The organism is Streptococcus mitis (assembly GCF_946188695.1).
In the GTDB taxonomy this organism is placed as follows: domain Bacteria; phylum Bacillota; class Bacilli; order Lactobacillales; family Streptococcaceae; genus Streptococcus; species Streptococcus mitis_DF.
In genome coordinates this window covers 41,471-68,305 of the sequence record NZ_CAMHWI010000006.1, presented here as the reverse complement: position 1 = coordinate 68,305, position 26,835 = coordinate 41,471, and the positions used below count along the sequence as shown (strand labels likewise).

Here is a 26,835-nt window from a genome sequence, read left to right as displayed (position 1 = left end):
GTTTATAAAAAACTAGGCTGTCACTCCTAATGGTATGACAACCTAGTTTCAACAATTTACATTTTATAGGAGCGCATTATTTTGCTTTTGCTGCGTACTCTTCGTTACGTTTGATCATTTGTTTTCTGTACCATGCAAAGATACCGATATAGAATACAAGGAAGACTACTGCACCAAGGATTGCTTTGATATCACCTGTTGTAGTGTTACCAATTGTCCAACCAAGAAGTTTTTCGATTGGTCCTTCAAGAGTTGAGTGAGTGATCAATTGAGTTTCGCTCACACCTGCTGGGAAGGCACCTACACCTTTAGCGAGTTCTGTTGCAAATGGTGCAATAAGTGTACCTGAAAGAAGGAAGAGTGGCAACAAGAGTGTTCCGAAGATGATCATGCGGAGCAATTTACCACGAGTTACAACCAAGAGAGCTGGAGTAACACCCATAGCGATGATACCTGCAAGTGGCAAGATACCATTTCCGACTTTTGAAAGAAGTACTGCTTCAACCAACATGATTGGTGCAAGTACGTTGGCACAAGCCCAAATTTCAGCACGACCAGCGATGAATGGCCAGTCAAGACCGATGTTGAATTTACGTCCTTGAAGACGTTTAGTAGCAACGTTTGTAATACCTTGTGAAAGTGGTTCTACTGCTGCGATGAACCAAGAACCGATAAGTGAGAAGAGTTCCAAAGATACACCGGCAGTCAAACCAAGAGACAACCATCCTTTAATAACCAGACGCCATTTATCTGCATCTTCAACACCTGCAATTGGATGTGGAGTTCCCATAATACCGATAACAATACCAAGGATGAAACCGATAAAGAATTTAGAACCCCAGAAACCGATTTTCTTGTTCAATTTAGCAGCGTCAAAGTCATATTTATCAAGGCCTGGGAAGAATTTCTCAAAAATCTTATCCAAAACCATGATAATTGGGTTCATCATGTAGTTCATGTGAGTTGATGTCATTGGTGATGAACTTGGAGCGTTAAGAAGGTCATCAAATGTAGGTTTCATCAAGTCAGAGTTGATAATTTTCAACACACCAACAAGGACGATAGCTGCTGTAGCAATAAAGAGTGAAACCCCTTGACTCACACCGTTGTTGTCTGCATACCATTTAATCAAAAGACCTGTGATAGACAAGTGCCAGATATCGAAGATATCAACGTCAAGTGTATCTGTTTTCTTCATAGCTAGCATCACTATGTTGACAATCAACATGATAAGCAAGAAGTATAGTGTCCAAGCAGAACCCCAAGTGATTGTTGCAAGTGGTGCCCAACCAACGTCAGTAATACTCAATTGGATACCTGTGTTTTCAACGAATTTTGCTAGTGATGCTGAGAAAGCAGTGTTTAGCATACCGATGATGGCACCGATACCTGTAAGAGCGATGGCAAGTTTGATACCACCTTCAAGCGCTTTGGAGAATTTCACTCCAAAAAGTAAAGCCAATACTGTCAAAATAATTAACATGATGACAGGTCCACCCATATCTAAGATGGGCTTGAAAAAGTCTTTGATTAGGTCAAAGATTGCATCCATAACAGTTCCTCCCTTTTTTATGTTATATGAATGTTAACAAATTCATAATTAGCTTAATCCGTGTTCTTTAATAGCTGCTTCAATATTGTCAAATACTGGAGCACTCATAGCTGGGATACGGAATAAGATTGGTCCAGCTTCGATAACTGGAATACCTGGATCAAAACCAAGATCTGTCGCAGCAATTGGTGTGAAGATGTCATAACCTTTGATAAGATCTTCGTTAACGTCTTTGACCATGACTGCATCACAGTGAACATCAAAACCACGGTTTGAAAGTTCTTCTTCAAGAGCACTTTTAATTTGGTGGCTTGAGTTAACACCTGCACCGCAGGCAGCAAGAATTTTAATCATATGGATTTCCTCCGATTTAATATTTTTAATAGACAAGATTAAGCGATTGCTTCAGCTATATAAGCATAGAGAGCTTCTGGTTCAGAAATTTTGGATAGGTCTTCAATATGACCATTTCCAGTAAAGAAGTCCATCAACTGAGCAAGAATGTTTGTTTGACTTGAACTTGAGTTATTAATGATAAAGAAGAGTAAAGATACTTCTACTTCCTTATCTGGTGCAATCATATTGTGGAAAGTCACTGGTTTATCTAATCGAACGACCACAACTTTCTCAGCTAGATTATGAATAATATCTGTATGAGGAATAGCCACATTCGGCAAATCCTTACCCAAAAATTCCATATCTAATCCAGTTGGAAATGACTTTTCACGCGTGATCAAGGCTTCACGATAAGTTGGCGTTACGATTTCTCGTTCTTCCAATAAAGTTGCAACCTGATCAAAGAGATGTTCTTGATTATCCGCTTCTAAGCAAAACACAAGATTTTTGTCAAAGAAATGATCTAATCCCATAAGGTTTTCCCTTCTTTCCATTAACTTTATGCTATAAGTATAACACTATATGAAACCGTTGTCAACGATTTTTTGTTGTTTTTTGTCTCTTTTTTTATATTTTTGTTGTTTTTATAGTTTATTATTAAAAAACAAACACATAAACAAACATTTCAAACATTTTTTCTGTTCTAGAAACTAAAAAAGCAGACCATTTAAGCCTACTTTACTATTGATTATTATATAAATTTCCTATGAAGAAGGAAAAGCAATTATGATAACTTATTCTTCATCCATGCTCAAGACGCTAAGGAAGGCTTCTTGTGGAACTTCTACTGATCCGATAGCTTTCATGCGCTTCTTACCAGCTTTTTGTTTTTCAAGCAGTTTACGCTTACGAGAAACGTCACCACCATAACATTTAGCAAGTACGTTCTTACGAAGGGCCTTGATATCCGTACGAGCCACGATTTTGTGTCCAATTGCTGCTTGAATCGGAACTTCAAATTGTTGACGAGGGATGATTTTCTTGAGCTTATCAACAATGAGTTTCCCACGTTCGTAAGCAAAATCCTTGTGAACGATAAAGCTGAGGGCATCCACCTTGTCTCCATTGAGAAGGATATCCATTTTGACTAGCTTAGATGGGCGGTACTCTGACAATTCGTAGTCAAAACTTGCATAACCACGTGTCGAAGACTTAAGCTTATCAAAGAAGTCAAAGACGATTTCAGCAAGAGGAATTTGATAGATAACATTAACACGATTGTCATCAATATAATCCATAGTCACAAAGTCCCCACGCTTGCGCTGAGCCAATTCCATTACTGCTCCAACAAACTCCTGTGGCACCATAATTTGCGCTTTAACATAAGGTTCTTCAATGGTCGCAATCTTGGTTGGGTCTGGGAATTCAGATGGGTTAGATACATCCATAGACTCACCGTCGGTCAAATTAACCTTATAGATAACGGATGGAGCTGTCATGATGAGGTCGATATTGAACTCACGTTCCAAACGTTCTTGGATAACATCCATATGAAGAAGTCCAAGGAATCCACAACGGAAACCAAATCCAAGTGCCTGAGATGTTTCTGGTTCAAACTGAAGACTAGCATCATTCAGTTGCAATTTTTCAAGGGCTTCACGCAGGTCATTGTACTTGTTTGACTCAATTGGATAGAGACCCGCAAAGACCATAGGATTCATCTGCTTGTAGCCATGTAATGGCTCTGCCGCAGGATTGGTTGCCAAAGTAACGGTGTCCCCGACACGAGTATCCTGAACCGTCTTAATAGACGCCGCAATATAACCAACGTCACCAGTCGCAAGGAAATCACGACCAACTGCTTTCGGAGTAAAAATACCAACTTCTGTCACATCGAAGGTCTTGCCATTGCTCATAAGCTGAATCTTATCGCCAGGTTTGACCACTCCATCCATGACACGCACTTGGAGGATAACTCCACGGTAGGCATCGTAAACAGAGTCGAAAATCAAGGCCTTAAGTGGTGCCGTCACATCACCTGTTGGTGCTGGTACTTTTTCTACAATTTGCTCTAGAATTTCTTCTATGCCAATACCAGCCTTGGCAGATGCTAAGACTGCTTCACTGGCATCCAAACCAATGACATCTTCAATCTCTGTACGCACGCGCTCAGGATCTGCAGCTGGTAGGTCAATTTTGTTAATGACTGGCATGATTTCCAAATCATTATCCAAGGCCAAATAAACGTTGGCAAGGGTTTGAGCCTCAATCCCTTGAGCAGCATCAACCACCAAAATCGCTCCCTCACAGGCAGCGAGCGAACGCGAAACTTCATAGGTAAAGTCTACGTGCCCCGGCGTGTCAATCAAGTGGAAAATATAAGTTTCCCCATCTTTTGCAGTATAATTGAGCTCGATGGCATTGAGTTTAATGGTAATCCCACGTTCTCGCTCTAGATCCATGCTGTCCAAAAGCTGGGCCTGCATTTCACGACTTGAAACCGTCTCTGTCTTTTCCAAAATGCGGTCTGCTAGAGTCGACTTTCCATGGTCAATATGGGCGATAATAGAGAAGTTACGGATCTTCTCCTGTCGTTTTTTCAATTCTTCTAAGTTCATGATTCTCTTCCTTTCAGGGTATCTATTTATTATAAATTGTTTTTGATATTTTGACAAGACCATACCCTGCTAGGAGTACTAATCTTCAGCAACAAAGCCGTCATTTTCAATAAAGTGGTGTTCTGTCATTCCTTGGTCTGTAAAGACAATCCCATGAAGGACACCACCATAAACAGCTCCTCCATCCATTCCAATCTTGCCATCTTCTGTAGTCCAAAGCTCAGCAGTACCACGCTCTTGCTTTAACAAACCATAGACCGGTGTATGGCCAAAGACAATGATTTTTCCAGTATGATTTTCTGCTTCGTGGAATGGTTTTCTAAGCCAGACTTTTTTATAATCTGTAGTTTCATGCCAGTCATCCAAGGTTAAATCAATACCTGCATGAACAAAGATATACTTGTCTGTCTCTACCACAAAAGGCATTTGACGAATGAATTCGACCAAATCTGCCGCTTCAGTAGTGACACGCTTGGCATCTTCTACTCCATCAACTGGTGCATCCAAGGGACGACCTAGGATAGAGTTAATGGTTGTATCTCCACCATTGCGACGATAATGGTCATAACTTTCTTCTGGGTCATCGAGCCAAGTCAAAAACATATACTCGTGATTTCCTGATAAACAGATAGCCCCTTGATTATCAACCAAGTCCTTGACCATTTCAAGGACACGGCGACTATCTTCACCACGGTCAATCAAGTCCCCTAGAAAGAGCAACTGAGTCTGACCATCCCATGTTTTGAGAAGGTCTTCCAACATCCCAGCTTTTCCATGAACGTCTCCAATTACATAATAGTCTGTCATCTTATTTCTCCCTGTTTCTCAACAATTCTCTGGCTTGCGTCAGGGCTGCTTCCGTCACATCATCACCTGCCAACATCTTAGCAACTTCCTCCACTCGCTCTTCAACCGTCAAGAGACGAACAGTCGAAACTGTTGAATGGTCATTGCTAATCTTCTCAATAAAGAATTGATAATCCGCAATCGCAATCACTTGTGGTAAATGGGAAATAGCTAGAACCTGCCCATGCTGACCAATTTTATGAATCTTCTGTGCAATGGCCTGAGCTACACGGCCTGAAACTCCCGTATCCACTTCATCAAAAACAATGCTGGTCTTGCCTTCTTTACGTGAAAAGGCAGACTTAATGGCTAGCATGAGGCGAGACAATTCTCCGCCAGATGCAACCTTAACCAAGGGTTTAAAGTCTTCTCCAGGATTAGTTGAAATGTAAAACTCGACCGTTTCATTGCCCTCACGACTGAATTTGCCCTTGCTAAAACGAACTTGAAACTGGGCTTTTTCCATATAAAGGTCTTGAAGCTCTTGTTTAATCTCTGCTTCGAGCTGCTGGGCCAAGTCATGACGAGCAGATGCAAGCTGACCTGCCAAGTCGACAAGATTGACTTCTAATTTCTTGAGCTCTGCTTCCATGTCCTCAGACGAAAGATTATTACCTGTCAAGAGATTGTATTCTTCCGTAATCTTTGCAAAGTAAAGCAAGACATCGTCTACAGTCCCACCATATTTACGCGTAATGGTATGAAGGAGGTCCAAACGATTCTCAACCTGCATAAGCCGATTGCCGTTAAAATCAAGGTCCTCAATAATAGCTTCCAGACGTTTGCTAATGTCTTCTAAGACATAGTAAGTCTCAGACAAAGAGCTTGAAATTTCACGGTATTCAGGGTCGTACTCTTCAACACTTTCCATGTCATTCATGGCCGAACGAACATTGGCCAGACTCGAGAACTCTTCATTGTCCAACATACTATAGGCATTGGTCAGCGTATCCGCAATATTTTTATGATTGAGAAGTTTATCACGCTCTTGATTGAGAGCCAGGTCTTCTCCAGCTCGCAAGTTTGCTGCCTCAATCTCTGCCATTTGAAATTCCAACATTTCAATACGAGCCTTGTGTTCCTGTTGGTTTTTCTTGACTTCCAGAACCTGCTTGCGCATTTTACGGTAGGCATCAAAACTCGTTTGATAGGTTTCTTTCAAGTCCCAAAAGGCTGCATCGCCGAATTCATCCAACATTTGAATATGAAGTTGAGGACGCATTAACTCTTCTTGGTCATGCTGACCATGAATATCCACCAGATGTTGCCCAATAGCACGCAAAACAGACAGATTAACCATCTGGCCATTCACACGGCTGATACTACGACCATTTTGCAAGATCTCTCGACGGATGATAATCTCATCACCCATTTCCAAACCTTGCTCATCAAAAATTTCCTGCAAAAGACGACTATTCTCAACTGAGAAAAGCCCCTCAATCTCTGCCTTTGGCGCACCATGACGAATAACATCTGTCGTCGCACGAGCTCCCAACATCATATTCATGGCATCAATGATAATCGACTTCCCTGCACCCGTTTCACCAGTCAGGACAGTCATTCCCTTTTCAAAATTGAGGGAAATAGCCTCAATAATGGCAAAGTTTTTTATCGAAATTTCAAGTAACATATAGACCTACCAATTTTTTACTTGTTCAAAGATTTCCTCAGCTAGATTTTCACTTCTGGCAATGACTAAAATCGAGCTATCATCAGCCAAACAGCTAAAAATTTTGTCCACAAATGTCTCGATTAACTGAGCTTTTACAAAGGCTGTATTTCCTGGAATAACTTGGAGATTAATCATCTTATCCATCAATTCAGCTGACTCAATATTATCTTCAGTCAGTTGCAAACTTTTCACGATTGATTTTGGCAATTCATAGACATAAGTGTTGTCTCTCAAAGGAATTTTGACAATACCTAGTTCTTTGATATCTCGTGATACCGTTGCCTGAGTAGCAGTTATTCCTGCTTCTTTCAAATATTCTACAATTTCTTCTTGCGTGCCGATTTGATAATCTGTCACAAATCGTCTAATTTTTTCAAGTCTCTCTTTTTTATTCATTTTTAAATTGACTATGCGCCCTCTCTACTACTTCCTCAATCTCAGCAAGAAATTGATTGCTTGCTGACTCTTCTTTTTTCAAATATGCTAAAAACTCAATATTTCCATGTCCACCTTGGATGGGAGAAAAGTCCAAACCAAGGACTGAAAAGCCTTCCTCTACTGCCATAGCTGTGACAGATTCAAGGACATTCTGATGAACTTTGGCATCGCGAATAATTCCATTTTTCCCAATCTGCTCACGTCCTGCTTCAAACTGGGGCTTAACCAAAGCCACAACCTGACCTTGATCTGCCAAGACGCGGTGCAAGGCCGGAAGGATCAGACTAAGGGAAATAAAACTCACATCAATACTGGCAAAGCTCGGTTCCTGCTCGAAATCAGTCTTTTCAGCATAGCGGAAATTGAACTGCTCCATACTGACAACTCGCGGGTCCTGGCGTAGTTTCCAAGCCAACTGATTGGTACCAACATCAACTGCAAAGACTAACTCAGCACCATTTTGCAATATGACATCGGTAAAACCTCCAGTAGAGGCACCGATATCAATCGTTGTAGCTCCTTCCACTGACAAATCAAAGACCTGCAAGGCCTTTTCTAATTTCAAGCCACCACGACTAACATATTTGAGTTTTTCACCCTTAAGTTTTAGCTCAGTGTCATCTGGGATTTTCTCTCCTGGTTTATCAAAACGTTCTCCATTCAGAACTGCTACGACTAGACCAGCCATGACACCACGCTTGGCTTGTTCTCGCGTTTCAAACAAGCCCTGTTTATAAGCTAGTACATCCACTCTTTCCTTAGCCATTGATTCTCAAACTTTCTACTACTTTTACAATCGATTCTGTTTCAAAGGGAATCTGCTGGGCAATTTCTTCTAATTTGGCATTAGCTTGATCTAAGGTTTGGTTACAAAAGGCAATGGCCTTTTCCAAGCCCAACAAGGCTGGATAGGTTGATTTTTCAGCCTGCAGGTCCTTTTGAGGTGTCTTGCCAATTTCCTCAAAACTAGCTGTCACATCCAGTACATCATCTCTGACTTGAAAAGCAAGTCCAAGCAATTCACCTACAGTTTTCAGTTTTGCCTGTATCTCAGGTGCCAATTCGGCTATAATAGCAGCTGCTTGGAAGGGATAGGCTAGTAGTTTCCCAGTCTTATTAGCATGAATGGTCTGAAGTTCTTCCAAAGACAAGTGTTGGTGTTCACCTTCCATGTCTAAAACCTGGCCTGCTACCATGCCCAGACTTCCTGAAGCAAGAGATAAGTTTGCAATCAAGTCTACCTTAATCTGACTTGGCAAATCTGCCTGCGCTATCAAGGCGTAAGGATCTAGGAACAAGGCATCTCCAGCCAAAATGGCCATAGCTTCACCAAATTTCTTATGATTGGTCAAGCGTCCCCTACGGTAATCATCATCATCCATAGCAGGAAGGTCATCATGAATCAAGCTCCCTGTGTGAATCATCTCCAAGGCCGCAGCCACCTGCGCATGAGCTGGTTTAATAGCCACCTGCAAGGCTTCCAGAACTTCTAACAAGAGAAAAGGACGGATACGCTTGCCACCAGCATGAATGGAATAGAGAACAGACTCTCGCAAACTAGAGGCAAACTGCTGGTCTCCATAAAAATCTTCCAAGGCTGACTCGACAAGAGCTAATTTTTCTTGCTTTTTCATTCAAAATCACTTTCTGTTCCGTCTTCTTGCATGACCTTGACCAAGGTCTTTTCAGCCTTGTCCAACGTCGCTTGGAGCTCTTTTGACAAGACCATGCCCTTTTGAAAGGCAGCAATCGCATCTTCCAGAGCGATTTCACCATTTTCCAAACTTTGGACAATGGTCTCCAGTTCTGCTAGATTTTCCTCAAATTTCTTTTGTTTTGACATCTTTAACCTCTAATTCTACTTGACCATCTCGCATCAAAAGCGTCACTTGGTCTTTTTTCTTCAAACTCTCAACCGAATCCACAACAGACTCTTCTTTTTTGACAATTGCATAGCCACGCGCTACAATTCGACTGGTATCCAACATGAGCAAGGCTTCTGAAAGTCGCTTCACTTCAGCAACCTTGGCATCATAAACCAGCGCCATTTGGCTACGGAGGAGCTTATCCAACTGAGCTAGTCTGTCCTGATAGCGTTGGATTTTGGTAACAGGTGATAATTGTACCAGTCGATGCGTCCTTGCTTGTACTAGCTGTTTGTTATCAGAAATCCGTGTTCGCAAATTTTGTTTTAAGCGCAGTTGCAGTTGATCCAAGCGTTGCATATAGCCATCATACAAACGCTCTGGCTGTCTAAAGATAACAGACTGACTGCATTTTTTCAAAGCTTCTTGTTTCTTCGATAGGACATTTCGGACTGCTGTTGCCATCCGTTTTTCTTGATTTTGCAAATGAGCTAATACATCCAACTTGGTCACAGGTGTTGCCAGTTCAGCCGCTGCTGTCGGCGTCGCAGCCCGTCTATCTGCCACAAAATCCGCCAAGGTCACATCCGTCTCATGCCCTACACTAGAAATGATTGGTAAACGAGATTCAAAAATAGCTCGTACCACAATTTCTTCGTTAAAGGCCCAAAGATCCTCGATAGAACCTCCACCACGACCAATAATCAGCAAATCCAAATCGTCCCGTTGATTAGCACGAGCAATATTTCCAGCAATTTCCTCCGCAGAACCCTCACCTTGCACCTTAGTTGGATAAAGCAGGATATCGACACCTGGGAATCGCCTGCTGACGGTCGTGATAATATCTCGAATCACGGCTCCACTGCGACTGGTTACTACACCAATTCTCTTAGAAAATTGGGGCAGAGCTTGCTTGAAGCGTTCTTGAAACAGGCCTTCTTCTGTCAATTTTTTCTTGAGTTGTTCAAACTGAATCGCAAGCGCCCCAACCCCATCAGGCTCAGCCTTTTCAATGATGATGGAGTAGCTACCGCTCGGTTCATAGACCTGTACACGCCCAATCACATTGATCTTCATCCCTTCTTCCAGGTCGAAACCTAATTTCTGATAAATCCCAGACCAAATAGTCGCTTGAATAACTGCATGGTCATCCTTTAGGGAGAAATATTGGTGAGTAGGTCGTTTACGAAAGTTGGAAACTTGACCAGTTAAATAGACCCGTTCCAAGTAAGGGTCTTTATCGAATTTCATTTTCAGATACTTGGTCAAAGTTGTTACCGATAAATACTTTTCCATCTCCACCTACTATTCATTTTCTTGCTCTTTCATGGGTATTATTATACCAAAAATATGCCTAAAAATCTCCATTTATGTACCATTATGAGGGAAAAATAAAAAAAGGAGGCAAGGCCTCCACATCTGATTATTTGCTGTTTCGAGCTTCTTCCAAAATCTTTTCAATCTTGGTCGTCAACAGGTCGATAGCCACCGTATTGCTGACCCCTTCAGGAATGACGATATCAGCATAACGCTTGGTTGGCTCGATAAACTGATGATACATAGGTTTAACCACACCTAAGTACTGGTCAATAACGCTATCAAGGCTACGACCTCGCTCCTCCATATCGCGCTTGATACGACGAATAATGCGCACATCATCATCTGTATCCACAAAAATCTTGATATCCATCAAATCGCGCAGGCGCTTGTCCTCCAAGACCAAAATGCCCTCAACGATAAAGACATCTTGAGGCTCCTGACGATAAGTCTTGTTGCTTCGTGTATGCTCTGTATAGTCATAAGTCGGAATGTCCACCGGACGCCCTGCCAACAATTCCTTAATCTGCTCAATCATCAAGTCTGTATCAAAGGCAAAAGGATGGTCGTAGTTGGTTTTGACACGCTCTTCAAAGGTCAAATGAGACTGATCCTTGTAGTATGAATCATGCTCAATCATGGAAATCTTTTCATCAGGGAAATGCGATAAAATGGCTCTTGAAACACTGGTCTTACCACCACCAGAACCACCTGTCACTCCGATAATGATTGGTCTATTTTGCATGCTATCCTCCGTTTTTTTATCCGTCGTCTATTCTATCACATTTTTTGCAAAATTTATAGTCTGATTTGGATAGTCTAGGGGAAATAACACTACCTACACCTCAGTTAGACTAGCTAAAAACCTTCCTTGGCTTGTAGAGATGGTCTCGCTTCTCTAGAATGGCTAGCAATTTATCATCTTCAAAAGCAGCCAATTCTTGTTCTGTTTGTTCGAGTTCGATAAAACGACCAAAGCGCACTTCTGTAGCCTCATCTGGACTTAGGAAAACTTTGACAAGGTCGCCTGTCCCAATCTCTAGAGGATGGAGAAAGTCTAATTGACCAGCCTCCACTTTTTCAGCAATTTCTTCCAAGGTAAGAGCATCTTCTAATTGTAAGCCTGCAGCACTTGTTCGTGTCAAGTGCGACATATGAGCCGCATAACCCAATTTTTCTCCCAAGTCAACAGACAAGGTACGGATATAAGTCCCCTTACTACATTTCACACGAAAAGTGAATCTTGCAAGTTGGCCATCATAAGAAATCGGACTTGTCCGCTCAAAGCTATAAATAGTCACCTGACGTTCTGGACGCTCCACTTCCTGACCAGCACGCGCATACTCATAAAGCTTACGACCATTAACCTTAACAGCTGAATACATAGGTGGAATCTGAGTAATAGGTCCAGTCAAGCTAGCAATCGCTTCATCGACAAGCTTTTCATCCAAGGGCGACAGAACGGGTGTCTCTTCGACCACTTCCCCACTGGCATCCTCAGTCGTCGTTGAATAACCAAGAGTGATTTCACCCTCATAGACCTTGCCCTCATCCTGCATAAACTCGACCATTCGTGTCGCCTTACCAACTGCAATCGGCAAAACACCCACCACATCCGGATCCAAGGTCCCACCATGACCAATCTTCTTAGTTCCCAAAATCTTACGCAGTTTAAAAACCGCATCATGCGAGGTCATCCCTGCTTCTTTTTTTAAGTTAATAATACCGTTCATTTTTGCTTTCTACTCCCCCTTCAGCGCTTCAAACTTTGCTTTCATAGTTGGATTTTTACGGGTCAATTTTTTAACAGAAACATCTTCTAATTTGTTGTTAGCTAGACGGAGTTGGTTTTCAGAAGTTGTCAGGAATTTCTTGACTTCTTCCATGCGTTTGATGGCCTTGTCAATTTCATCGATAGCTTTGCCAAAATTAGTCGAAGCTGAGTTATAGTTCTTAGCAAAGGCTAGTTTAAAGGCATCCAAGTCTTCCTCAAAATGAGTGATGTCAATATTTTGTTCGCGAACAAAGGCCAACTCCTGCTTATATTTTAGAGAATTAAGCGCCGCATTACGCAAAAGCCCAATCAACTGAATAAAGAACTGAGGACGGACCACATACATCTTTTCATACTCGTGGCTGACGTCAACAATCCCTGTGTTAAAGTAGTCATTATCGGCCTCAAGCATGGTCACCAAAACGGCATACTCACAGTTCTTCTCCCGACGGTCCTTGTCCAATTCCTTGTAAAAATCTGCATTCTTGTGCTTCTTCTCTGTTCCATCTGCTTCATTTTTCATTTCAAACATGATGGAAATAATTTCGACCCCATTTTCATCACTCTCACAGAAGATAAAGTCCCCCTTAGACCCACGCGCAGAAACCTTGTTATCCTTCTCAAAGTAGGCATTTGGAAAGGCGAAACTACGGACCTTGTTAAACTCACTCTCTGCATACTGTTCCAGACTTTCCCCGATGGCTTTTGTAGATTGCTGGGCTTTGAAATTCTTATAGAACTCGACCTGTTCACTGGCTGCTTTAAGCTGGGCTTCATAGTTTTGTTTAACAGAAGCAAGAGAAAGCTCGTTTTCTTTTTCTTGTAAAAGAAGCTGGTTTTTAACCTGATCACGTTCTTTTTCTAGGTCAGAAAGGGTCTTTTGCAGTTGATTTTCATGCTCCAAACGCAAGGTAGCCAATTGGTTTTCCAAGGCCTGTACTTCCTTGTCCTTAGCCAATAAGGCCTGATGGCTTGTCTGTTCAACCTCTTTCTTGGCCAATTCTTTTTCTGTATCAAAGTTTTGGATTTGACTCTGCAATTGTGCAATTTCTTGGTCTTTTTGAGCTAGTTTAGACTGTTGTTCATTCATGGCCTTTTGCTCAACCAAGGCCAGTTCCTGCTTCATCCGCTCATGTAGTTCCTTATCAAACTCTGCTGTTCTCACTTGAGACAGAAGTTCGACATACTGACTTTCATTTACTGTAAAGACTTCCCCACAGTTGGGGCATTTGATTTCGTTCATATCGTTCCTCTTTCTAGACTTCTGTAACCATTATATCATGCCTGAAGGAAAATCAAAAACAGCGAGTCGAAACCCACTGTTTATCTTCTTTTTCTTTAAATTTTTTCCAAGGCTAAGCGCAAGTCTTCAATCAAATCATCTACATTTTCAAGACCGATTGACAAGCGGATTTGGTTTGGTGTGACACCAGCTGCTTCTAGGTCTTTTTCTGACAATTGACCATGAGTGGTTGTTGCTGGATGGACAACAAGCGATTTAGCATCTGCCACGTTTGCTAGGTCAGAAAAAATTTCTAAATGATCAATTACCTTGCGTGCTTCTGCTTCCCCACCTTTGACATGGAAGGTAAAGATTGAGCCCACACCTTTTGGTAAATATTTCTCAGCCAAGGCATGATAAGGACTATCTGCTAATTTTGGATAGTTAACTTTTTCTACCTTAGGATGGTTGACAAGGAAATCAACAATTTTCTCTGCATTTTGTACATGACGTTCCACACGAAGTGAAAGGGTTTCAAGTCCTTGAAGTAAGAGAAAGGCATTAAATGGTGACAAGGCCGCACCTGTATCACGAAGCAATTGAACACGAACAGCGATAATAAAGGCTGCTGCACCCACATCACGAGTATAGCTCAAGTTATGGTAACTTGGATCTTCCTCAACAAATTGAGGAAATTTACCTGAAGCCGCCCAGTCAAAACGCCCACTATCGACAATCACTCCTCCAATAGTCGTACCATGCCCACCGATAAACTTAGTCGCAGAGTGAATGGCAATATCTACACCGTGAGAAAAGACATTAATCAAGTAAGGTGTAGCAAAGGTATTATCTGAAACGAGTGGAATCTGGTGTTTATGAGCAATCTCAGCCAATTTTTCCAAGTCAGGAATGTTAATCAGAGGATTCCCCAAGGTTTCAATCAAGACAAGCTTAGTATTGTCATTGATAGCTGCTTCTACTTCCTCCAAATTATCCACGTCCACAAAGGTTGTTGTGATCCCATAACGAGGAAGGGTTTCTTTCAAAAGATTGAAGGTCCCGCCGTAAATAGTTGATGCCGCTACTACATGATCACCAGCATGGGCAAGCGCCAAAATCGTATAAGTCACTGCAGCCATACCTGATGCTGTTGCAAGAGCTCCAACACCACCTTCAAGAGCAGCAATTCTTTCTTCAAAGGCAGCTGTTGTAGGGTTGGTGATACGAGTATAAATGTTCCCTGGTTTTCTCAAGGCAAATAAATCGGCACCTTCCTGCGTGTCATCAAAAACAAAGGATGTTGTCTGATAAATCGGCACTGCACGAGACTTAGTTGCTGGATCAACTACTTGCCCAGCATGCAATTGTAAGGTTTCAAATTTAAAATCACGAGTCATAAGGCGACCTCCATATAGTTTCATTAAAGATATTGTAGCACCTTAAGTTATAGTTTACAAATATCAGTTTTCTATATTTTGATATAAGAAATAGCTATTACCTTATTTTGAAAATGAAAAAAGCACGACTCAATCGTGCTCATTTTCTTAATCTACATAAGTATCTTCATTTTTATTGAGGAAGGCATATGGAAGACCCATCAAGAGGCCTCCTCCGATAAAGTTTCCGATGAAGGTTACACCCCAGTGACGAAGCATATTTCCAACACCGAAGTTAGCAATTGAGTCAGCAGCAACACTGAATTTCACAATCGCGAAAGAAGCAAAGTTCGCCGCAATGTGCTCGTTTGTTAAAAATACAAACATGTAAATCGCTGACAACACAAGCCAAAGTTTGGCACCACCATCTTTGACCAAAACAAATGAAAGAATCGCAATATTTACGAAAATATTTGCCAAAATCGCCTCAAGCAAGATTAATTCATTTGAACGGCCTAACTTCATCTCTACAACCCCAGAGATAAAACTATCATGAGTCAGATTTGCATAGGCTGCCGAATGAGCAAAGCCCCAACCTGCTATCAAAGCCCCGATAAGGTTAAACAAGGTACAGTAAAGTAAAATCTCAGCTGTTTTTCTCCAAGAGATTTTTTTCAAGAAACTACCAGCAGTCAAGAACATCATGTTTGATGTTACCAACTCGGCATTCAAGAAAACAATGTAGGCCAATCCCCAAGCAAAGACAAATGGGAAGAGGAATCGTCCACTACCTGGCGCAATTTTATTAATCAAATCAGCCCCAACTGCACCAGCAGCTGTACTGAAGGTTAAAAATGCACCTGCGAACATAGAACGAATCGCATACTTAAATTTGCTTTGACTATAAAGACTTTCTTTCTTCTTGCAAGCAAATTCAATCTTTGAGATAAATTCTGAAGAAACCATAATAAACTCCTAAAAATTTTTTACCTGATAATTATATCACAAACGTTAAAATTAAGGAAGCGTTTTCTGTATTTCATAAAAGTTTATTCTTATGAAAAGCTTAAAAAATCAGTGAAATCCAGGATTTCACTGATTTGTATTAATAAAATTGTTTATATGGTTGATTGAAAGCTGTTAGGATTTCATCAGATGTTTGTGAATAATCTTTTGTTTCTTTCAAATCGCCTTTTACAATAATACGTTCTGTAGCAGCAAGGTCTTCACAGGTTACTAATGTAATCTCATTTACCCCATCTCTATCATCAACTTCATCAACACGATCCGGTGTAACACGTTTGACTTCACGTATTTCATAAGTATAAACTTTATCCTTATCGGTTAGATAAATCTTCATACCATTTTTAGCGTTATCCAAAGGAGAAAATAACATTTTATTAGCATTATTGACACCAAAAATATGATGACTAGCTAGACTATAATTTCCTTTCCCCATCACTTGATCGCGTTTCATCGTACCAGCACCATAGAAGAGATTGACATTATCAAGACCTTTAAAAATTGGCAGATTCATTTCTAATTCAGGAACTGCAATTCCGCCGATAACTGGTAATTTTTGAGCATCCCATTGAGAAGCTAGAACCGCTTCAGAAGAGATAGCATTGACAGAATCAAAATCAAAATTTCCTTCTGTATCCTGATTTTCTTCTATTTTTTCTTTTGATACCTGACTAACTTGGTACTTATTGGTATTCCAAACTATGAAAATATCACGAATTTTAGCATTAAAAATCAAAGCAATTGATAGTAGTATCAGAAATCCTGCCAGGATATTGGTCAGTAGATTTTTTCGTTTGTTTTTCTTTTTATTATTTTTTTGAGACATTATGCTTCACCTTCTGTTTCGTTTTCTGTCCCAACTTCTTCTTTTTCTGCCGCTGCAACCGTTGTAAAGGTCACAATTTTAGCATCTTGATCCAGACGCATTACTTTAACTCCCATAGTTGAGCGTCCTGTTTGTGAAATATCGGCAACATTGGTTCGAATCATGACACCTGTATCAGTGATAATCATCAAGTCTTCATCACCTTTTACAGTCAAGAGACCTGATAGAGGACCATTTTTCTCAGCTACATTAGCCGTCTTCATCCCTTTACCACCACGACCTTTTGTTGGATAATCAGTAGCGACTGTACGCTTACCATATCCTTTTTCAGTAATGATAAGAACCTCATCCTGGTCTGTAATCACACTAGCACCAACAACTGTGTCTCCCTCACGGAGATTCACACCTTTCACACCTGTGGCGATACGACTCATGCCGCGAACGGCTGATTGATTAAAGCGAACTGCATAACCAAACTTGGTACCAATAATAATATCCGTCTCTTCTTCCGTCAACAAGACATTAATTAACTCATCTTCATCTTTAAGATTCAGTGCTTTAAGTCCATTTTGACGAATATTAGCAAATTCCTTAACGCTCGTTCTCTTCACAATACCGTGACGGGTTGTAAAGAAGAGATAAGCATCATCACTGCGTTCAGACTCAACATTGATAATAGTCTGAATACTTTCGCCTTCATCCAATTTCAAGAGATTAACTACTGGTAGCCCTTTGGCCGTCCGACCATACTCAGGAATTTCATAACCTTTAAGACGATAGACACGTCCTTTATTTGTAAAGAAGAGCAGGTGATCATGGGTGCTAGTTGACACTAACTCACGAACAAAATCGTCATCTTTGACACCTGTTCCTTGAACACCGCGGCCACCACGTTTTTGAGCAGTAAACTCAGCTTGGTCCAGACGTTTAATGTATCCCTTGTTAGAAAGCGTAATCAAGACATCCGATTCTTCAATCAAGTCCTCATCTTCAAGACTCAAGACTTCACCGACCATCAACTCTGTACGACGTTGGTCGCCAAACTTACGCTTAACTTCGTCCAATTCGTCTTTGATGATTTGAGAAACACGTTCTGGCTTAGCAAGAATATCCGCCAAATCTGCAATCAGAGCCAAGAGGTCATCATATTCAGACTGAATCTTATCGCGTTCCAAACCTGTCAAACGACGAAGACGCATGTCTAGTATAGCCTGACTTTGACGTTCAGAAAGCTTAAACTTACTCATCAACTCAGCTTGTGCTTCCGCATCTGTTTCACTAGCACGGATGATACGGATCACTTCGTCGATATGGTCTAGCGCAATCAAGAGACCTTCTAAGATATGAGCACGTGCTTCCGCTTTTTCCTTATCAAAACGAGTACGACGAACGACCACTTCTTTTTGGTGCTCGATATAAGCATCCAAAATCTGACGAAGGGACAAAATCTTCGGTACACCATTTTGGATAGCAAGCATATTGAAACCAAAGTTGGTTTGCATCTGGGTCATCTTGAAGAGGTTATTGAGGATAACATTGGCTGAGGCATCGCGCTTAACTTCAATAACAAATCGAACACCTTCACGGTTTGATTCATCACGAACTGCTGTGATGCCCTCAATACGTTTTTCCTGAACCAAACGAACAATATGCTCATGCACCTTTGTTTTATTGACCATATAAGGAAATTCCGTTACAACGATGCGCTCACGGCCAGTCTTAGTTTCTTCAATTTCAGTACGTGAACGAAGGACAATAGAACCTTTACCTGTTTCATAAGCCTTATGAATACCTGATTTCCCCATAACAAGAGCACCAGTTGGAAAATCTGGCCCAGGCAAGACTTCCATCAAGTCCTTAGTGGTCACTTCAGGATTGTCCATAACTAACTTCACTGCATCAATGGTTTCACCTAAATTGTGAGGAGGAATGTTGGTAGCCATCCCAACAGCAATACCAGTTGCTCCATTGACCAAGAGGTTTGGAAAACGAGCTGGCAAGACCAAGGGTTCACGTTCATTAGCATCATAGTTATCAACGAAATCAACCGTATTCTTATTGATATCTCGAAGCATTTCTAGAGCAATCTTGCTCATACGTGCCTCAGTGTAACGCTGGGCGGCAGCACCATCACCGTCCATGGAACCAAAGTTTCCATGCCCATCTACAAGCATGTAACGGTAACTCCACCATTGAGCCATGCGAACCATTGCTTCATAGATAGAGGAATCCCCGTGTGGGTGGTATTTACCCATGACGTCCCCTGTAATACGAGCAGATTTTTTATGGGGTTTGTCTGGAGTAACACCCAATTCATTCATTCCATAGAGAATCCGACGGTGAACAGGTTTCAAGCCATCTCGAACATCAGGAAGAGCCCGCGCTACGATAACACTCATGGCGTAATCGATAAAGCTCGTCTTCATCTCCTTTGTCAGATTGACATTCACTAAATTTCTATCCTGCATTAATAAATGCCTCATTTCACTATTAGTAATTAATAATATTATACCATAATGTCCGCCATATTTCAGGTATCCAAATTAGCTAAAACGTTTACATCAAGAACTGAAAGGTATATCCGTGACAAAGCTTTTTAAAAGTGATAGAATTAAAATAACTGGGGAAATCCCTGAATAAAATTAAGGAGATGTTTAGAACAATGACTTCAACTAAACAACACAAAAAAGTTATCCTTGTCGGAGATGGTGCTGTAGGTTCATCTTACGCTTTTGCACTTGTTAACCAAGGAATTGCACAAGAGCTTGGAATTATCGAAATTCCACAATTGCATGAAAAAGCTGTTGGTGACGCGCTTGACCTTAGTCACGCCCTTGCCTTCACTTCACCTAAAAAAATCTATGCAGCTCAATACTCTGACTGTGCAGACGCTGACCTTGTTGTGATCACTGCAGGTGCGCCTCAAAAACCAGGTGAAACTCGTCTTGACCTTGTAGGTAAAAACCTTGCTATCAACAAATCAATCGTAACTCAAGTTGTTGAATCAGGTTTCAAAGGTATCTTCCTTGTTGCTGCTAACCCAGTTGACGTTTTGACTTACTCAACTTGGAAATTCTCTGGTTTCCCTAAAGAACGCGTTATCGGTTCAGGTACTTCACTTGACTCAGCTCGTTTCCGTCAAGCACTTGCTGAAAAATTGGATGTAGATGCTCGTTCAGTTCACGCTTACATCATGGGTGAACACGGTGACTCTGAGTTCGCCGTTTGGTCACACGCAAACATCGCTGGTGTAAACCTTGAAGAATTCCTTAAAGACACTCAAAATGTTCAAGAAGCTGAATTGATTGAATTGTTCGAAGGTGTTCGTGATGCAGCCTACACAATCATCAACAAAAAAGGTGCAACATACTACGGTATCGCAGTAGCCCTTGCTCGTATCACTAAAGCAATCCTTGACGACGAAAACGCAGTACTTCCACTTTCAGTATTCCAAGAAGGTCAATACGGAGTTAAAAACGTCTTTATCGGTCAACCAGCTGTTGTAGGTGCACATGGTATTGTTCGTCCAGTAAATATCCCATTGAACGACGCAGAAACTCAAAAAATGCAAGCATCTGCTAAAGAATTGCAAGCTATCATTGACGAAGCATGGAAAAATCCAGAATTCCAAGCAGCTTCAAAAAACTAATTTAGCCATAGACAACTCCTTGATCATCAGGGAGTTGTTTTTTTCTGTATTATAGTAGATTGAAATAAGATATGAACAAATTAATTTCTAGAAATATTTTAGCAGCCACGGCGTACTATTCTAGCTGTAATTCACTATAAGAACTAAACATTTTATGAAATTTTCGTTCAAAAAACAACATCCCTTTAAAAGCTATCATGTCATAGCTTGGGCATGAAGACAAAAAGACTACCAATCAGATTTATACTCACATCACAAAAAGTATGGAACAAGCAACGATTTACTCTTTAGCTACAGTTGCATTAAATCAAAAGTAAAAACTTTGCTCATATACAAAAAAAGCCCATCATACAGGCTAGAAAGCTTGATATGATAGGCTATTTTTCTATTAATTAACGTACTGTACGGATACGCATTGTGTTTGTACGTACAGCTTCTCCAACTGGTACACCAGCAACAATAACGATATCGTCACCAGATTCTACTAGACCTGCTTCAACTGCTTTACGTTCAGCAATTTCAAACATATCATCAGTTGATGATGGAGCATCTGTCAACATTGGGATAACACCCCAGTTCAACATCAAACCACGTTCTGTCAATTCGTCGAATGTCAATGCCAAGATATCAGCATTTGGACGGTATTTAGAGATCAAACGTGCAGTGTGACCTGTCTTAGTAAGAGTTACAACCAATTTAATGTCCATTGAGTTAGTAGCATCTTTGACAGCTGAAGCCATTACTTCTGTCTTAGAGTTACGTTCGAATAAATCTGAGTTCAAACGTCCGTATTCGTTAAGAAGAGTTTGAGCGTTCTTATCGATTGTAGCCATTGTAGTTACTGACTCAAGTGGGTATTTACCGTTTGCAGACTCACCTGAAAGCATTGTAGCATCAGTTCCATCGATAACAGCGTTAAATACGTCTGATACTTCTGAACGAGTTGCACGTGGTTTTTCAGTCATTGTTTCAAGCATGTTTGTTGCAGTGATAACAACTTTACCTGCAGCATTGACTTTAGTGATAATCATTTTTTGGTAAACTGGAACCATTTCGAATGGTACTTCGATACCCATGTCACCACGAGCGATCATGATACCATCAGCTGCTTCAATGATTTCATCCAAGTTATCGATACCTTGTTGGTTTTCGATTTTAGCGAACAATTGAACGTGTCCGTTTCCAGTTTCTTCACAGATTGCACGAACTTCGTTCACGTCTTTTGCAGTACGTACGAATGAAATAGCGATGAAGTTGATACCTTGTTCAAGACCGAAACGGATATCGTCGTTATCGCGTTCAGCAAGAGCTGGGAAAGGAATTTTAGTGTTAGGAATGTTCACACCTTTTTGTTTAGCGATGATACCATCATTTTCAACTTCAACTTCAAATTCACGAGTTGCGTCATCTTTAGCGACCACACGAAGACCAAGTTTACCATCGTCAACCAAAACTTGACGACCAACTTCAACATCATCATAGATATCAAGAGCACCAGCAACGTTCAATGCAATCACTTCACGAGTTGATTTGATTCCTTGTTTAGTTGCAACACGGATTTTTTCACCTGTTTTGTATGAATACTCTTTAGCTTCACCTTCAAACAATTCTGTACGGATTTCTGGTCCTTTTGTATCAAGAAGGAAACCAACTTTTTTACCTGCAAGTTTTTCAGCAAGTTTAACAGTTGCCATACGCTCACCTTGTTCTTGGTGGTCACCGTGTGAGAAGTTGAAACGGAATGTGTTAGCACCAGCTTCAATCAATTTAGCAATGTTTTTAGCTGAAGCTTCAACATCAAGTTTTTCACCCCAGTATCCGTCCTCACCGAATTTTTTACCACCACGGATTTCTACCGCAGGACCCAAAGTTGCAACGATTTTTACACGTTTGTTCATGATTTTTGTGACTCCTTTATATATATGACCTTTTTGGTCTTATTAACTAAATTGTAAATTATGACAAGCTCTTATTCAAGCTAGATAGCTCAATATCGGCTTTGTGTGGGTTGTTAACCACAATCTTACCTTCTGCAGTAAGGCTAAACAATGCTCCTTCTTCTGCAGTACCAAGAATTGGATTTTCAACCATTTTTTCATTACGGATACCAACCGCAACACCACCGATACCTTCTTTAAGAAGTTTAACAGCATGCGCACCCATACGTGACGCCAATACACGGTCACGCGCAGTTGGAGAACCACCACGTTGAATATGTCCAAGTTCTGTTACACGAAGGTCGCTTGTATCACCAGCTTCTTTTAGTTTTTTACCAAATTCAGCTGCTGACATAACACCTTCTGCCAAGACGATGATATTGTGTTTTTTACCACACTCATAACCACATTTAATGCTTTCTACGATATCTTCAATCTTGAATCCTTCTTCAGGAATGATGATTTCATCAGCACCAGTTGCAATACCAGCCCAAAGAGCGATATCACCAGCGTTACGTCCCATAACTTCGATTACAAAAGTACGACGGTGACTTGATGATGTATCACGAATCTTATCGATAGCATCCATAGCAGTTGTAACCGCTGTGTCAAAACCGATTGTAAAGTCAGTACCAACGATATCGTTATCGATTGTACCTGGAAGACCGATAGCTGGGAAGCCATGTTCAGTCAAACGCATAGCGCCGTGGTAAGAACCGTCACCACCGATAACAACTACACCTTCAATCCCGTGTTTTTTCAATTGCTCAATCCCTTTAAGTTGCCCTTCAAGTTGAGCGAACTCTGGATAGCGAGCTGAGTGAAGGAAAGTACCACCACGAGAAATGATGTCTCCTACTGAAGCTGCATCTAGGGGATGAATTTCACCAGCAACCATACCAGCATATCCATCATAGATACCAAAAACTTCCATTCCTTCTGAAATTGCTTGACGAACAACTGCACGGATAGCAGCGTTCATACCAGGGGCGTCTCCACCACTAGTCAAAACAGCAATACGTTTCATATTGGTTATGCTCCTTTTTCTTTTAACATTCTTATTGATTATACCACATTTGATTTTAAAATTCTTCTATTTTCCGTATTTTTAGCGATAAATCGTTTTCATAACGATTTCATTCAACTTCGCTTCTAATTCATTGGATTTAGCTACAAAATGATGGGGAGAAACGATTGTTTTCTGTTCCTCTTCATACCTGATGATGACTGGGATTTGGCCTTTATATTGGTCTAAAATACGTGAAATTTCTTGATCCGAATCATGATTCTTCACCTGTATCCAAAAGCGTTCAGCAACTGCTTCTCTTATTTCTTGTGCAATCATTTGCAGACGACCATCACGTGACTGGATTTTTCCTTTTATATAGTAGAAGGCTCCCTCTTTTACTTCCTGTCCAACCTGTCGATATAAGTCTGAAAAGAGAGTGACATCCAATTTTTTCTTACTATCATCTACCTGTAAGAAAGCCATGTTTTCGCCCTTTTTGGTACGAATTACTTTTATTTTCTGAACTTCAACCAATATAATTGAGTGACTATTTTCTGACAAATTTCCGATTGGTGTAATTGGGTAAATAGCCTTACTTGCAATAGCTTGCAGTGGGTGTTTGCTGACACCTATCCCTAAGAGCTCTTGTTCCATATAGAATTTTTCTTGATCTGTCCAATCTTCCGATTCCTGCCAACTATAAATGGTATCACCAAACAAGCTTCCTAACTCTTTTACAAATTCAAATAGATTAACTAAATTATTGAATACTTTTTGACGATTTTTTTCAAATAAATCGAAAAGACCAACTTTTACCAAAGGTTCTAGCAGAGGAAGTTTCAAATAATTTTCAGGTAATTTAGCTATAAAATCTTCAATGTTAGAATAGGGTCTGTTTTCAAGAAGCCAAAGTGCCAGATCATTGCTGACTCCCTTAATCGATTTCAATCCTAGATAGATGGCCTTGTTGGCAATTTTATCGTGATAGGGAATGGTGTTGATGGACAGAGGCGCTACTTCAAAGCCTGCTTCTAAGGCATCTGTTAAGTAATCACTGTTGGCGGAATTCAACATGACCTGATAAAAAATGGCTGGATAATGCGTTTTGAAATAAGCCAACTGAAAGGCCAAGGCTGAGTAGGCATAGGCATGTGACCTGTTAAAACCATAACCTGCAAACTTCTCCATGACATCAAAGACCTGCTCTGCCTTTTCCGCAGTATGTCCAGCTTCTAATGAACCTTGAATAAAAGAAGCCCTCATCTCATGCATGGCAGAGGCATCCTTTTTCCCCATAGCTCGGCGCAAAATATCGGCTTTCCCAAGACTAAATCCAGCAAATCGCTGAGCAACCTGCATAACCTGCTCCTGATAGAGCATAATGCCATAGGTTGGAGCCAAAATATCCTCCAGTACTGGATCCAGAACAGTCACTTCTTCCTGCCCATGTTTTCTTGCCACAAAATTATTGATGTAGTCACTAGCACCTGGCCTATTTAGGGAAGTAGTCGCTACGACATCTTCAAAACAGACTGGTTGAACACGTTTGAGCAAGCGAATGGCACCAGGTTGCTCAAATTGAAAGATACCTTTTGTATTGCCAGAAGCAAAAAGAGCTAGCGTTTCTTTGTCTTCCAAATCAATTTCTTCTATTTTCAGATGAATACCTTCTGATTCAGCAAGCAACTCTTGCATCTTCTGGACAAAGGTCAAATTTCGTAGTCCCAGAAAGTCCATTTTCAAAAGCCCACTAGCTTCAACTCCATGAGCATCATATTGAGTCAGTGGAATTTCATCACCATGCTTCAGAGGTATGTAGTTGGTCAAATCTTGGTCGCTAATCACAACACCAGCTGCATGGACAGAGGTTTGTCTTGGATAGCCCTCGATCTTGCAGGCAATTTCAAAGGCTTTTTGGTATTCTAACTTACTATTGATTTGCTGACGAAACTGTAGGTTCCCTTCATAGGCTGACTTAAGATTATCACGAAAACTGATTTTCTTGGTAATTGCAGATAATTCATACTCTGGCACACCAAAGCGTTTCAAGACATCTCGTAGAGCTTGCTTGGCTCCAAAGGTTGAAAAAGTAACGATTTGAGCCGCATGTTTACTGCCATATTTATTGCCAACATACCTGATAAAATCTGGACGATAAATATCAGGAATATCAATATCAATATCAGGCATGGTATAGCGTTCACGATTGAGAAAGCGTTCAAAAATCAGATTTTTCTCTACTGGGTCAATCCCTGTAATGTCTAAAGCATAGGAAACCAAGCTACCAACTGCGGAACCTCGCCCCATTCCCATATAATAGCCATTCGAACGTCCAAAACGCAGCAAATCCCAGACAACCAAGAAATAATCATCAAAGCCCATATCATGAATAACAGCCAATTCTTGGTCTAGACGGTCTTGATATTCTTTACTAGTCAACCCCTTCTGAGCAAGCCCAAGCTCAGCGCGTTCTCTCAACTCTTCTACTGCTGGCCTTGCTGGATTAAAACGAGGCAATTTTAGACTAGTATCCAAGTCGTAAGAAATACCTGAAATAAGCTTTTCTAAATTGTCCAAGGCTTGCGGAAAACGTTCTAGGAATAATTTTTCTAAAGAACTTGCTGATATAAAGACATCTTGTCGCGAGCGCAATGGAACTTCTCTAAGCGGTAGGTTTTCTTTAATTGCTGTTAAGACTTGCAGAACTTCTCTATCCCTGCTTTCAAAGGCATTTACCCGATAGAGGGGCAAGATTGGATGATGAAATTCGCTTGCCAGTGTTTCTGGGTAAACCCCTATATAGTAATCACAGCCTAGATTTAGTGATTCAAGCTCTTCAAAATAAGGCACAATTACCGCGATATCCTCTAGATACTGAGATAGAACTGACCAACTTTTCTCCCCCTGCATCTTGGCTGTTGATAGTTTCATCAACTGCTGATAGCCCACACTAGATAAAGCTAAAAAGCGCAGATTCACTTCCTTATCATCTACAAGCACATTCATTTCAAGCCCAAGCAAAGGATGAATGCCGTATTTTTTTGTAACCTCTAGAAAGTCGAAAGCCCCATAAAGATTGTCAATATCCATCATAGCCAGATGAGTGTATCCATAGTCTTTTGCTACTCTCACATACTTGTCGATTGAAATGACACTCTCCATAAAACTATAGACTGTTTTTGTATCTAGTTGTGCGATCAATTTACACTTCTCCTCTATCCTTCTCACTATATTATACCATTTTCAAAAAGAGAAAGACAAAAGCAATGACTCCTATCTCTATTTTATCCTTAAAGTAAAATTTTTTGAACGAAAAAAGCAAAAATACATTTAAAGAATCAAATGATCCGGTAATTTTTTTACTTTTTTATCCCA

At 40.7% G+C, this 26,835-nt stretch carries 22 protein-coding genes; 1 reads left to right on the top strand and 21 read right to left on the bottom strand.

Features of this window, described 5'->3' with window-relative positions:
* Positions 1-76: 76 nt before the first annotated feature.
* From N8L33_RS04165 to gyrA, 18 genes are all read right to left on the bottom strand, one after another.
* A complete protein-coding gene (locus N8L33_RS04165; protein WP_261058545.1) occupies positions 77-1,552 on the bottom strand; it encodes a PTS galactitol transporter subunit IIC in 1,476 nt (491 codons plus the stop codon).
* A 48-nt stretch (positions 1,553-1,600) separates the two neighbouring features.
* Positions 1,601-1,906 (bottom strand): PTS sugar transporter subunit IIB, encoded by a 306-nt coding sequence (locus tag N8L33_RS04160; protein WP_000590547.1) that lies wholly within the window; start codon positions 1,904-1,906, stop codon positions 1,601-1,603.
* Between the two features lie 38 nt (positions 1,907-1,944).
* The gene (locus N8L33_RS04155; protein WP_261058543.1) at positions 1,945-2,421 is read right to left on the bottom strand and encodes a PTS sugar transporter subunit IIA; all 477 of its coding nucleotides are present in this window, start codon (positions 2,419-2,421) and stop codon (positions 1,945-1,947) included.
* Between the two features lie 261 nt (positions 2,422-2,682).
* On the bottom strand, positions 2,683-4,506 hold the full coding sequence (gene lepA, locus N8L33_RS04150) for a translation elongation factor 4 (RefSeq protein ID WP_001047207.1): 1,824 nt from the start codon (positions 4,504-4,506) through the stop codon (positions 2,683-2,685).
* A gap of 78 nt (positions 4,507-4,584) precedes the next feature.
* Positions 4,585-5,313 (bottom strand): metallophosphoesterase family protein, encoded by a 729-nt coding sequence (locus tag N8L33_RS04145; protein ID WP_094753857.1) that lies wholly within the window; start codon positions 5,311-5,313, stop codon positions 4,585-4,587.
* A 1-nt stretch (position 5,314) separates the two neighbouring features.
* Positions 5,315-6,982, bottom strand: a complete 1,668-nt coding sequence (gene recN, locus N8L33_RS04140) for a DNA repair protein RecN (RefSeq protein ID WP_261029257.1) — start codon at positions 6,980-6,982, stop codon at positions 5,315-5,317.
* Between the two features lie 6 nt (positions 6,983-6,988).
* Positions 6,989-7,420, bottom strand: a complete 432-nt coding sequence (locus tag N8L33_RS04135) for an arginine repressor (protein WP_261029259.1) — start codon at positions 7,418-7,420, stop codon at positions 6,989-6,991.
* The gene (locus N8L33_RS04130; protein WP_261058542.1) at positions 7,413-8,228 is read right to left on the bottom strand and encodes a TlyA family RNA methyltransferase; all 816 of its coding nucleotides are present in this window, start codon (positions 8,226-8,228) and stop codon (positions 7,413-7,415) included. The genes N8L33_RS04135 and N8L33_RS04130 overlap by 8 nt, the downstream gene beginning before the upstream one ends.
* Positions 8,221-9,096: a polyprenyl synthetase family protein gene (locus N8L33_RS04125; RefSeq protein WP_023942596.1), complete on the bottom strand. Its 876-nt coding sequence runs from the start codon at positions 9,094-9,096 to the stop codon at positions 8,221-8,223. Before N8L33_RS04125 ends, N8L33_RS04130 begins: the two co-directional genes overlap by 8 nt.
* Complete coding sequence (locus N8L33_RS04120; RefSeq protein WP_000043226.1) at positions 9,093-9,305, bottom strand: exodeoxyribonuclease VII small subunit; 213 nt, start codon at positions 9,303-9,305, stop codon at positions 9,093-9,095. The genes N8L33_RS04125 and N8L33_RS04120 overlap by 4 nt, the downstream gene beginning before the upstream one ends.
* On the bottom strand, positions 9,283-10,623 hold the full coding sequence (xseA, locus tag N8L33_RS04115; protein WP_219966616.1) for an exodeoxyribonuclease VII large subunit: 1,341 nt from the start codon (positions 10,621-10,623) through the stop codon (positions 9,283-9,285). The genes N8L33_RS04120 and xseA overlap by 23 nt, the downstream gene beginning before the upstream one ends.
* A gap of 127 nt (positions 10,624-10,750) precedes the next feature.
* Positions 10,751-11,389, bottom strand: coding sequence for a uridine kinase (gene udk, locus N8L33_RS04110; RefSeq protein WP_078352222.1), 639 nt, complete (start codon positions 11,387-11,389; stop codon positions 10,751-10,753).
* A gap of 109 nt (positions 11,390-11,498) precedes the next feature.
* On the bottom strand, positions 11,499-12,377 hold the full coding sequence (gene truB / locus N8L33_RS04105) for a tRNA pseudouridine(55) synthase TruB (RefSeq protein WP_261058541.1): 879 nt from the start codon (positions 12,375-12,377) through the stop codon (positions 11,499-11,501).
* A gap of 9 nt (positions 12,378-12,386) precedes the next feature.
* Positions 12,387-13,661, bottom strand: a complete 1,275-nt coding sequence (locus N8L33_RS04100; protein ID WP_060805568.1) for a DUF2130 domain-containing protein — start codon at positions 13,659-13,661, stop codon at positions 12,387-12,389.
* A gap of 95 nt (positions 13,662-13,756) precedes the next feature.
* A complete protein-coding gene (locus N8L33_RS04095; RefSeq protein ID WP_060805569.1) occupies positions 13,757-15,037 on the bottom strand; it encodes an O-acetylhomoserine aminocarboxypropyltransferase/cysteine synthase family protein in 1,281 nt (426 codons plus the stop codon).
* A gap of 147 nt (positions 15,038-15,184) precedes the next feature.
* Entirely contained in the window at positions 15,185-15,982 is a 798-nt protein-coding gene (locus N8L33_RS04090; RefSeq protein ID WP_000254781.1) for a formate/nitrite transporter family protein, read from the bottom strand.
* A 139-nt stretch (positions 15,983-16,121) separates the two neighbouring features.
* A complete protein-coding gene (gene srtA, locus N8L33_RS04085) occupies positions 16,122-16,865 on the bottom strand; it encodes a sortase SrtA (protein WP_023942619.1) in 744 nt (247 codons plus the stop codon).
* Positions 16,865-19,333 (bottom strand): DNA gyrase subunit A, encoded by a 2,469-nt coding sequence (gene gyrA / locus N8L33_RS04080; RefSeq protein WP_261058539.1) that lies wholly within the window; start codon positions 19,331-19,333, stop codon positions 16,865-16,867. Before gyrA ends, srtA begins: the two co-directional genes overlap by 1 nt.
* Positions 19,334-19,527: 194 nt before the next feature.
* On the opposite strand from gyrA, the gene N8L33_RS04075 reads away from it, so the two are divergent.
* Positions 19,528-20,514, top strand: a complete 987-nt coding sequence (locus N8L33_RS04075; protein ID WP_000204728.1) for an L-lactate dehydrogenase — start codon at positions 19,528-19,530, stop codon at positions 20,512-20,514.
* 392 nt (positions 20,515-20,906) lie between these two features.
* Here N8L33_RS04075 and pyk read toward each other — a convergent pair whose 3' ends face one another.
* The 3 genes from pyk to N8L33_RS04060 all read right to left on the bottom strand — a co-directional run bounded on the left by pyk (position 20,907) and on the right by N8L33_RS04060 (position 26,661).
* Entirely contained in the window at positions 20,907-22,412 is a 1,506-nt protein-coding gene (pyk, locus tag N8L33_RS04070; RefSeq protein ID WP_261012427.1) for a pyruvate kinase, read from the bottom strand.
* Positions 22,413-22,470: 58 nt separating this feature from the next.
* Positions 22,471-23,478 (bottom strand): 6-phosphofructokinase, encoded by a 1,008-nt coding sequence (pfkA, locus tag N8L33_RS04065; protein ID WP_000820862.1) that lies wholly within the window; start codon positions 23,476-23,478, stop codon positions 22,471-22,473.
* An 81-nt stretch (positions 23,479-23,559) separates the two neighbouring features.
* Positions 23,560-26,661 carry a DNA polymerase III subunit alpha gene (locus N8L33_RS04060; protein WP_261058537.1) on the bottom strand — a complete coding sequence of 1,034 codons (3,102 nt, stop codon included), beginning with the start codon at positions 26,659-26,661 and terminating at the stop codon, positions 23,560-23,562.
* Positions 26,662-26,835: the final 174 nt, after the last annotated feature.

Excerpts from the sequence above, each read along its gene's own strand:
- gyrA (WP_261058539.1), bottom strand. The coding sequence starts at position 19,333 with ATGCAGGATAGAAATTTAGTGAATGTCAATCTGACAAAGGAGATGAAG.
- lepA (WP_001047207.1), bottom strand. The coding sequence starts at position 4,506 with ATGAACTTAGAAGAATTGAAAAAACGACAGGAGAAGATCCGTAACTTC.
- N8L33_RS04090 (WP_000254781.1), bottom strand. The coding sequence starts at position 15,982 with ATGGTTTCTTCAGAATTTATCTCAAAGATTGAATTTGCTTGCAAGAAG.
- N8L33_RS04120 (WP_000043226.1), bottom strand. The coding sequence starts at position 9,305 with ATGTCAAAACAAAAGAAATTTGAGGAAAATCTAGCAGAACTGGAGACC.
- N8L33_RS04130 (WP_261058542.1), bottom strand. The coding sequence starts at position 8,228 with ATGGCTAAGGAAAGAGTGGATGTACTAGCTTATAAACAGGGCTTGTTT.
- xseA (WP_219966616.1), bottom strand. The coding sequence starts at position 10,623 with ATGGAAAAGTATTTATCGGTAACAACTTTGACCAAGTATCTGAAAATG.
- N8L33_RS04095 (WP_060805569.1), bottom strand. The coding sequence starts at position 15,037 with ATGACTCGTGATTTTAAATTTGAAACCTTACAATTGCATGCTGGGCAA.
- N8L33_RS04075 (WP_000204728.1), top strand. The coding sequence starts at position 19,528 with ATGACTTCAACTAAACAACACAAAAAAGTTATCCTTGTCGGAGATGGT.
- N8L33_RS04165 (WP_261058545.1), bottom strand. The coding sequence starts at position 1,552 with ATGGATGCAATCTTTGACCTAATCAAAGACTTTTTCAAGCCCATCTTA.
- pfkA (WP_000820862.1), bottom strand. The coding sequence starts at position 23,478 with ATGAAACGTATTGCTGTTTTGACTAGTGGTGGAGACGCCCCTGGTATG.
- truB (WP_261058541.1), bottom strand. The coding sequence starts at position 12,377 with ATGAACGGTATTATTAACTTAAAAAAAGAAGCAGGGATGACCTCGCAT.
- N8L33_RS04160 (WP_000590547.1), bottom strand. The coding sequence starts at position 1,906 with ATGATTAAAATTCTTGCTGCCTGCGGTGCAGGTGTTAACTCAAGCCAC.
- N8L33_RS04100 (WP_060805568.1), bottom strand. The coding sequence starts at position 13,661 with ATGAACGAAATCAAATGCCCCAACTGTGGGGAAGTCTTTACAGTAAAT.
- recN (WP_261029257.1), bottom strand. The coding sequence starts at position 6,982 with ATGTTACTTGAAATTTCGATAAAAAACTTTGCCATTATTGAGGCTATT.
- N8L33_RS04135 (WP_261029259.1), bottom strand. The coding sequence starts at position 7,420 with ATGAATAAAAAAGAGAGACTTGAAAAAATTAGACGATTTGTGACAGAT.
- N8L33_RS04155 (WP_261058543.1), bottom strand. The coding sequence starts at position 2,421 with ATGGGATTAGATCATTTCTTTGACAAAAATCTTGTGTTTTGCTTAGAA.
- N8L33_RS04145 (WP_094753857.1), bottom strand. The coding sequence starts at position 5,313 with ATGACAGACTATTATGTAATTGGAGACGTTCATGGAAAAGCTGGGATG.
- srtA (WP_023942619.1), bottom strand. The coding sequence starts at position 16,865 with ATGTCTCAAAAAAATAATAAAAAGAAAAACAAACGAAAAAATCTACTG.
- N8L33_RS04125 (WP_023942596.1), bottom strand. The coding sequence starts at position 9,096 with ATGAAAAAGCAAGAAAAATTAGCTCTTGTCGAGTCAGCCTTGGAAGAT.
- udk (WP_078352222.1), bottom strand. The coding sequence starts at position 11,389 with ATGCAAAATAGACCAATCATTATCGGAGTGACAGGTGGTTCTGGTGGT.
- pyk (WP_261012427.1), bottom strand. The coding sequence starts at position 22,412 with ATGAACAAACGTGTAAAAATCGTTGCAACTTTGGGTCCTGCGGTAGAA.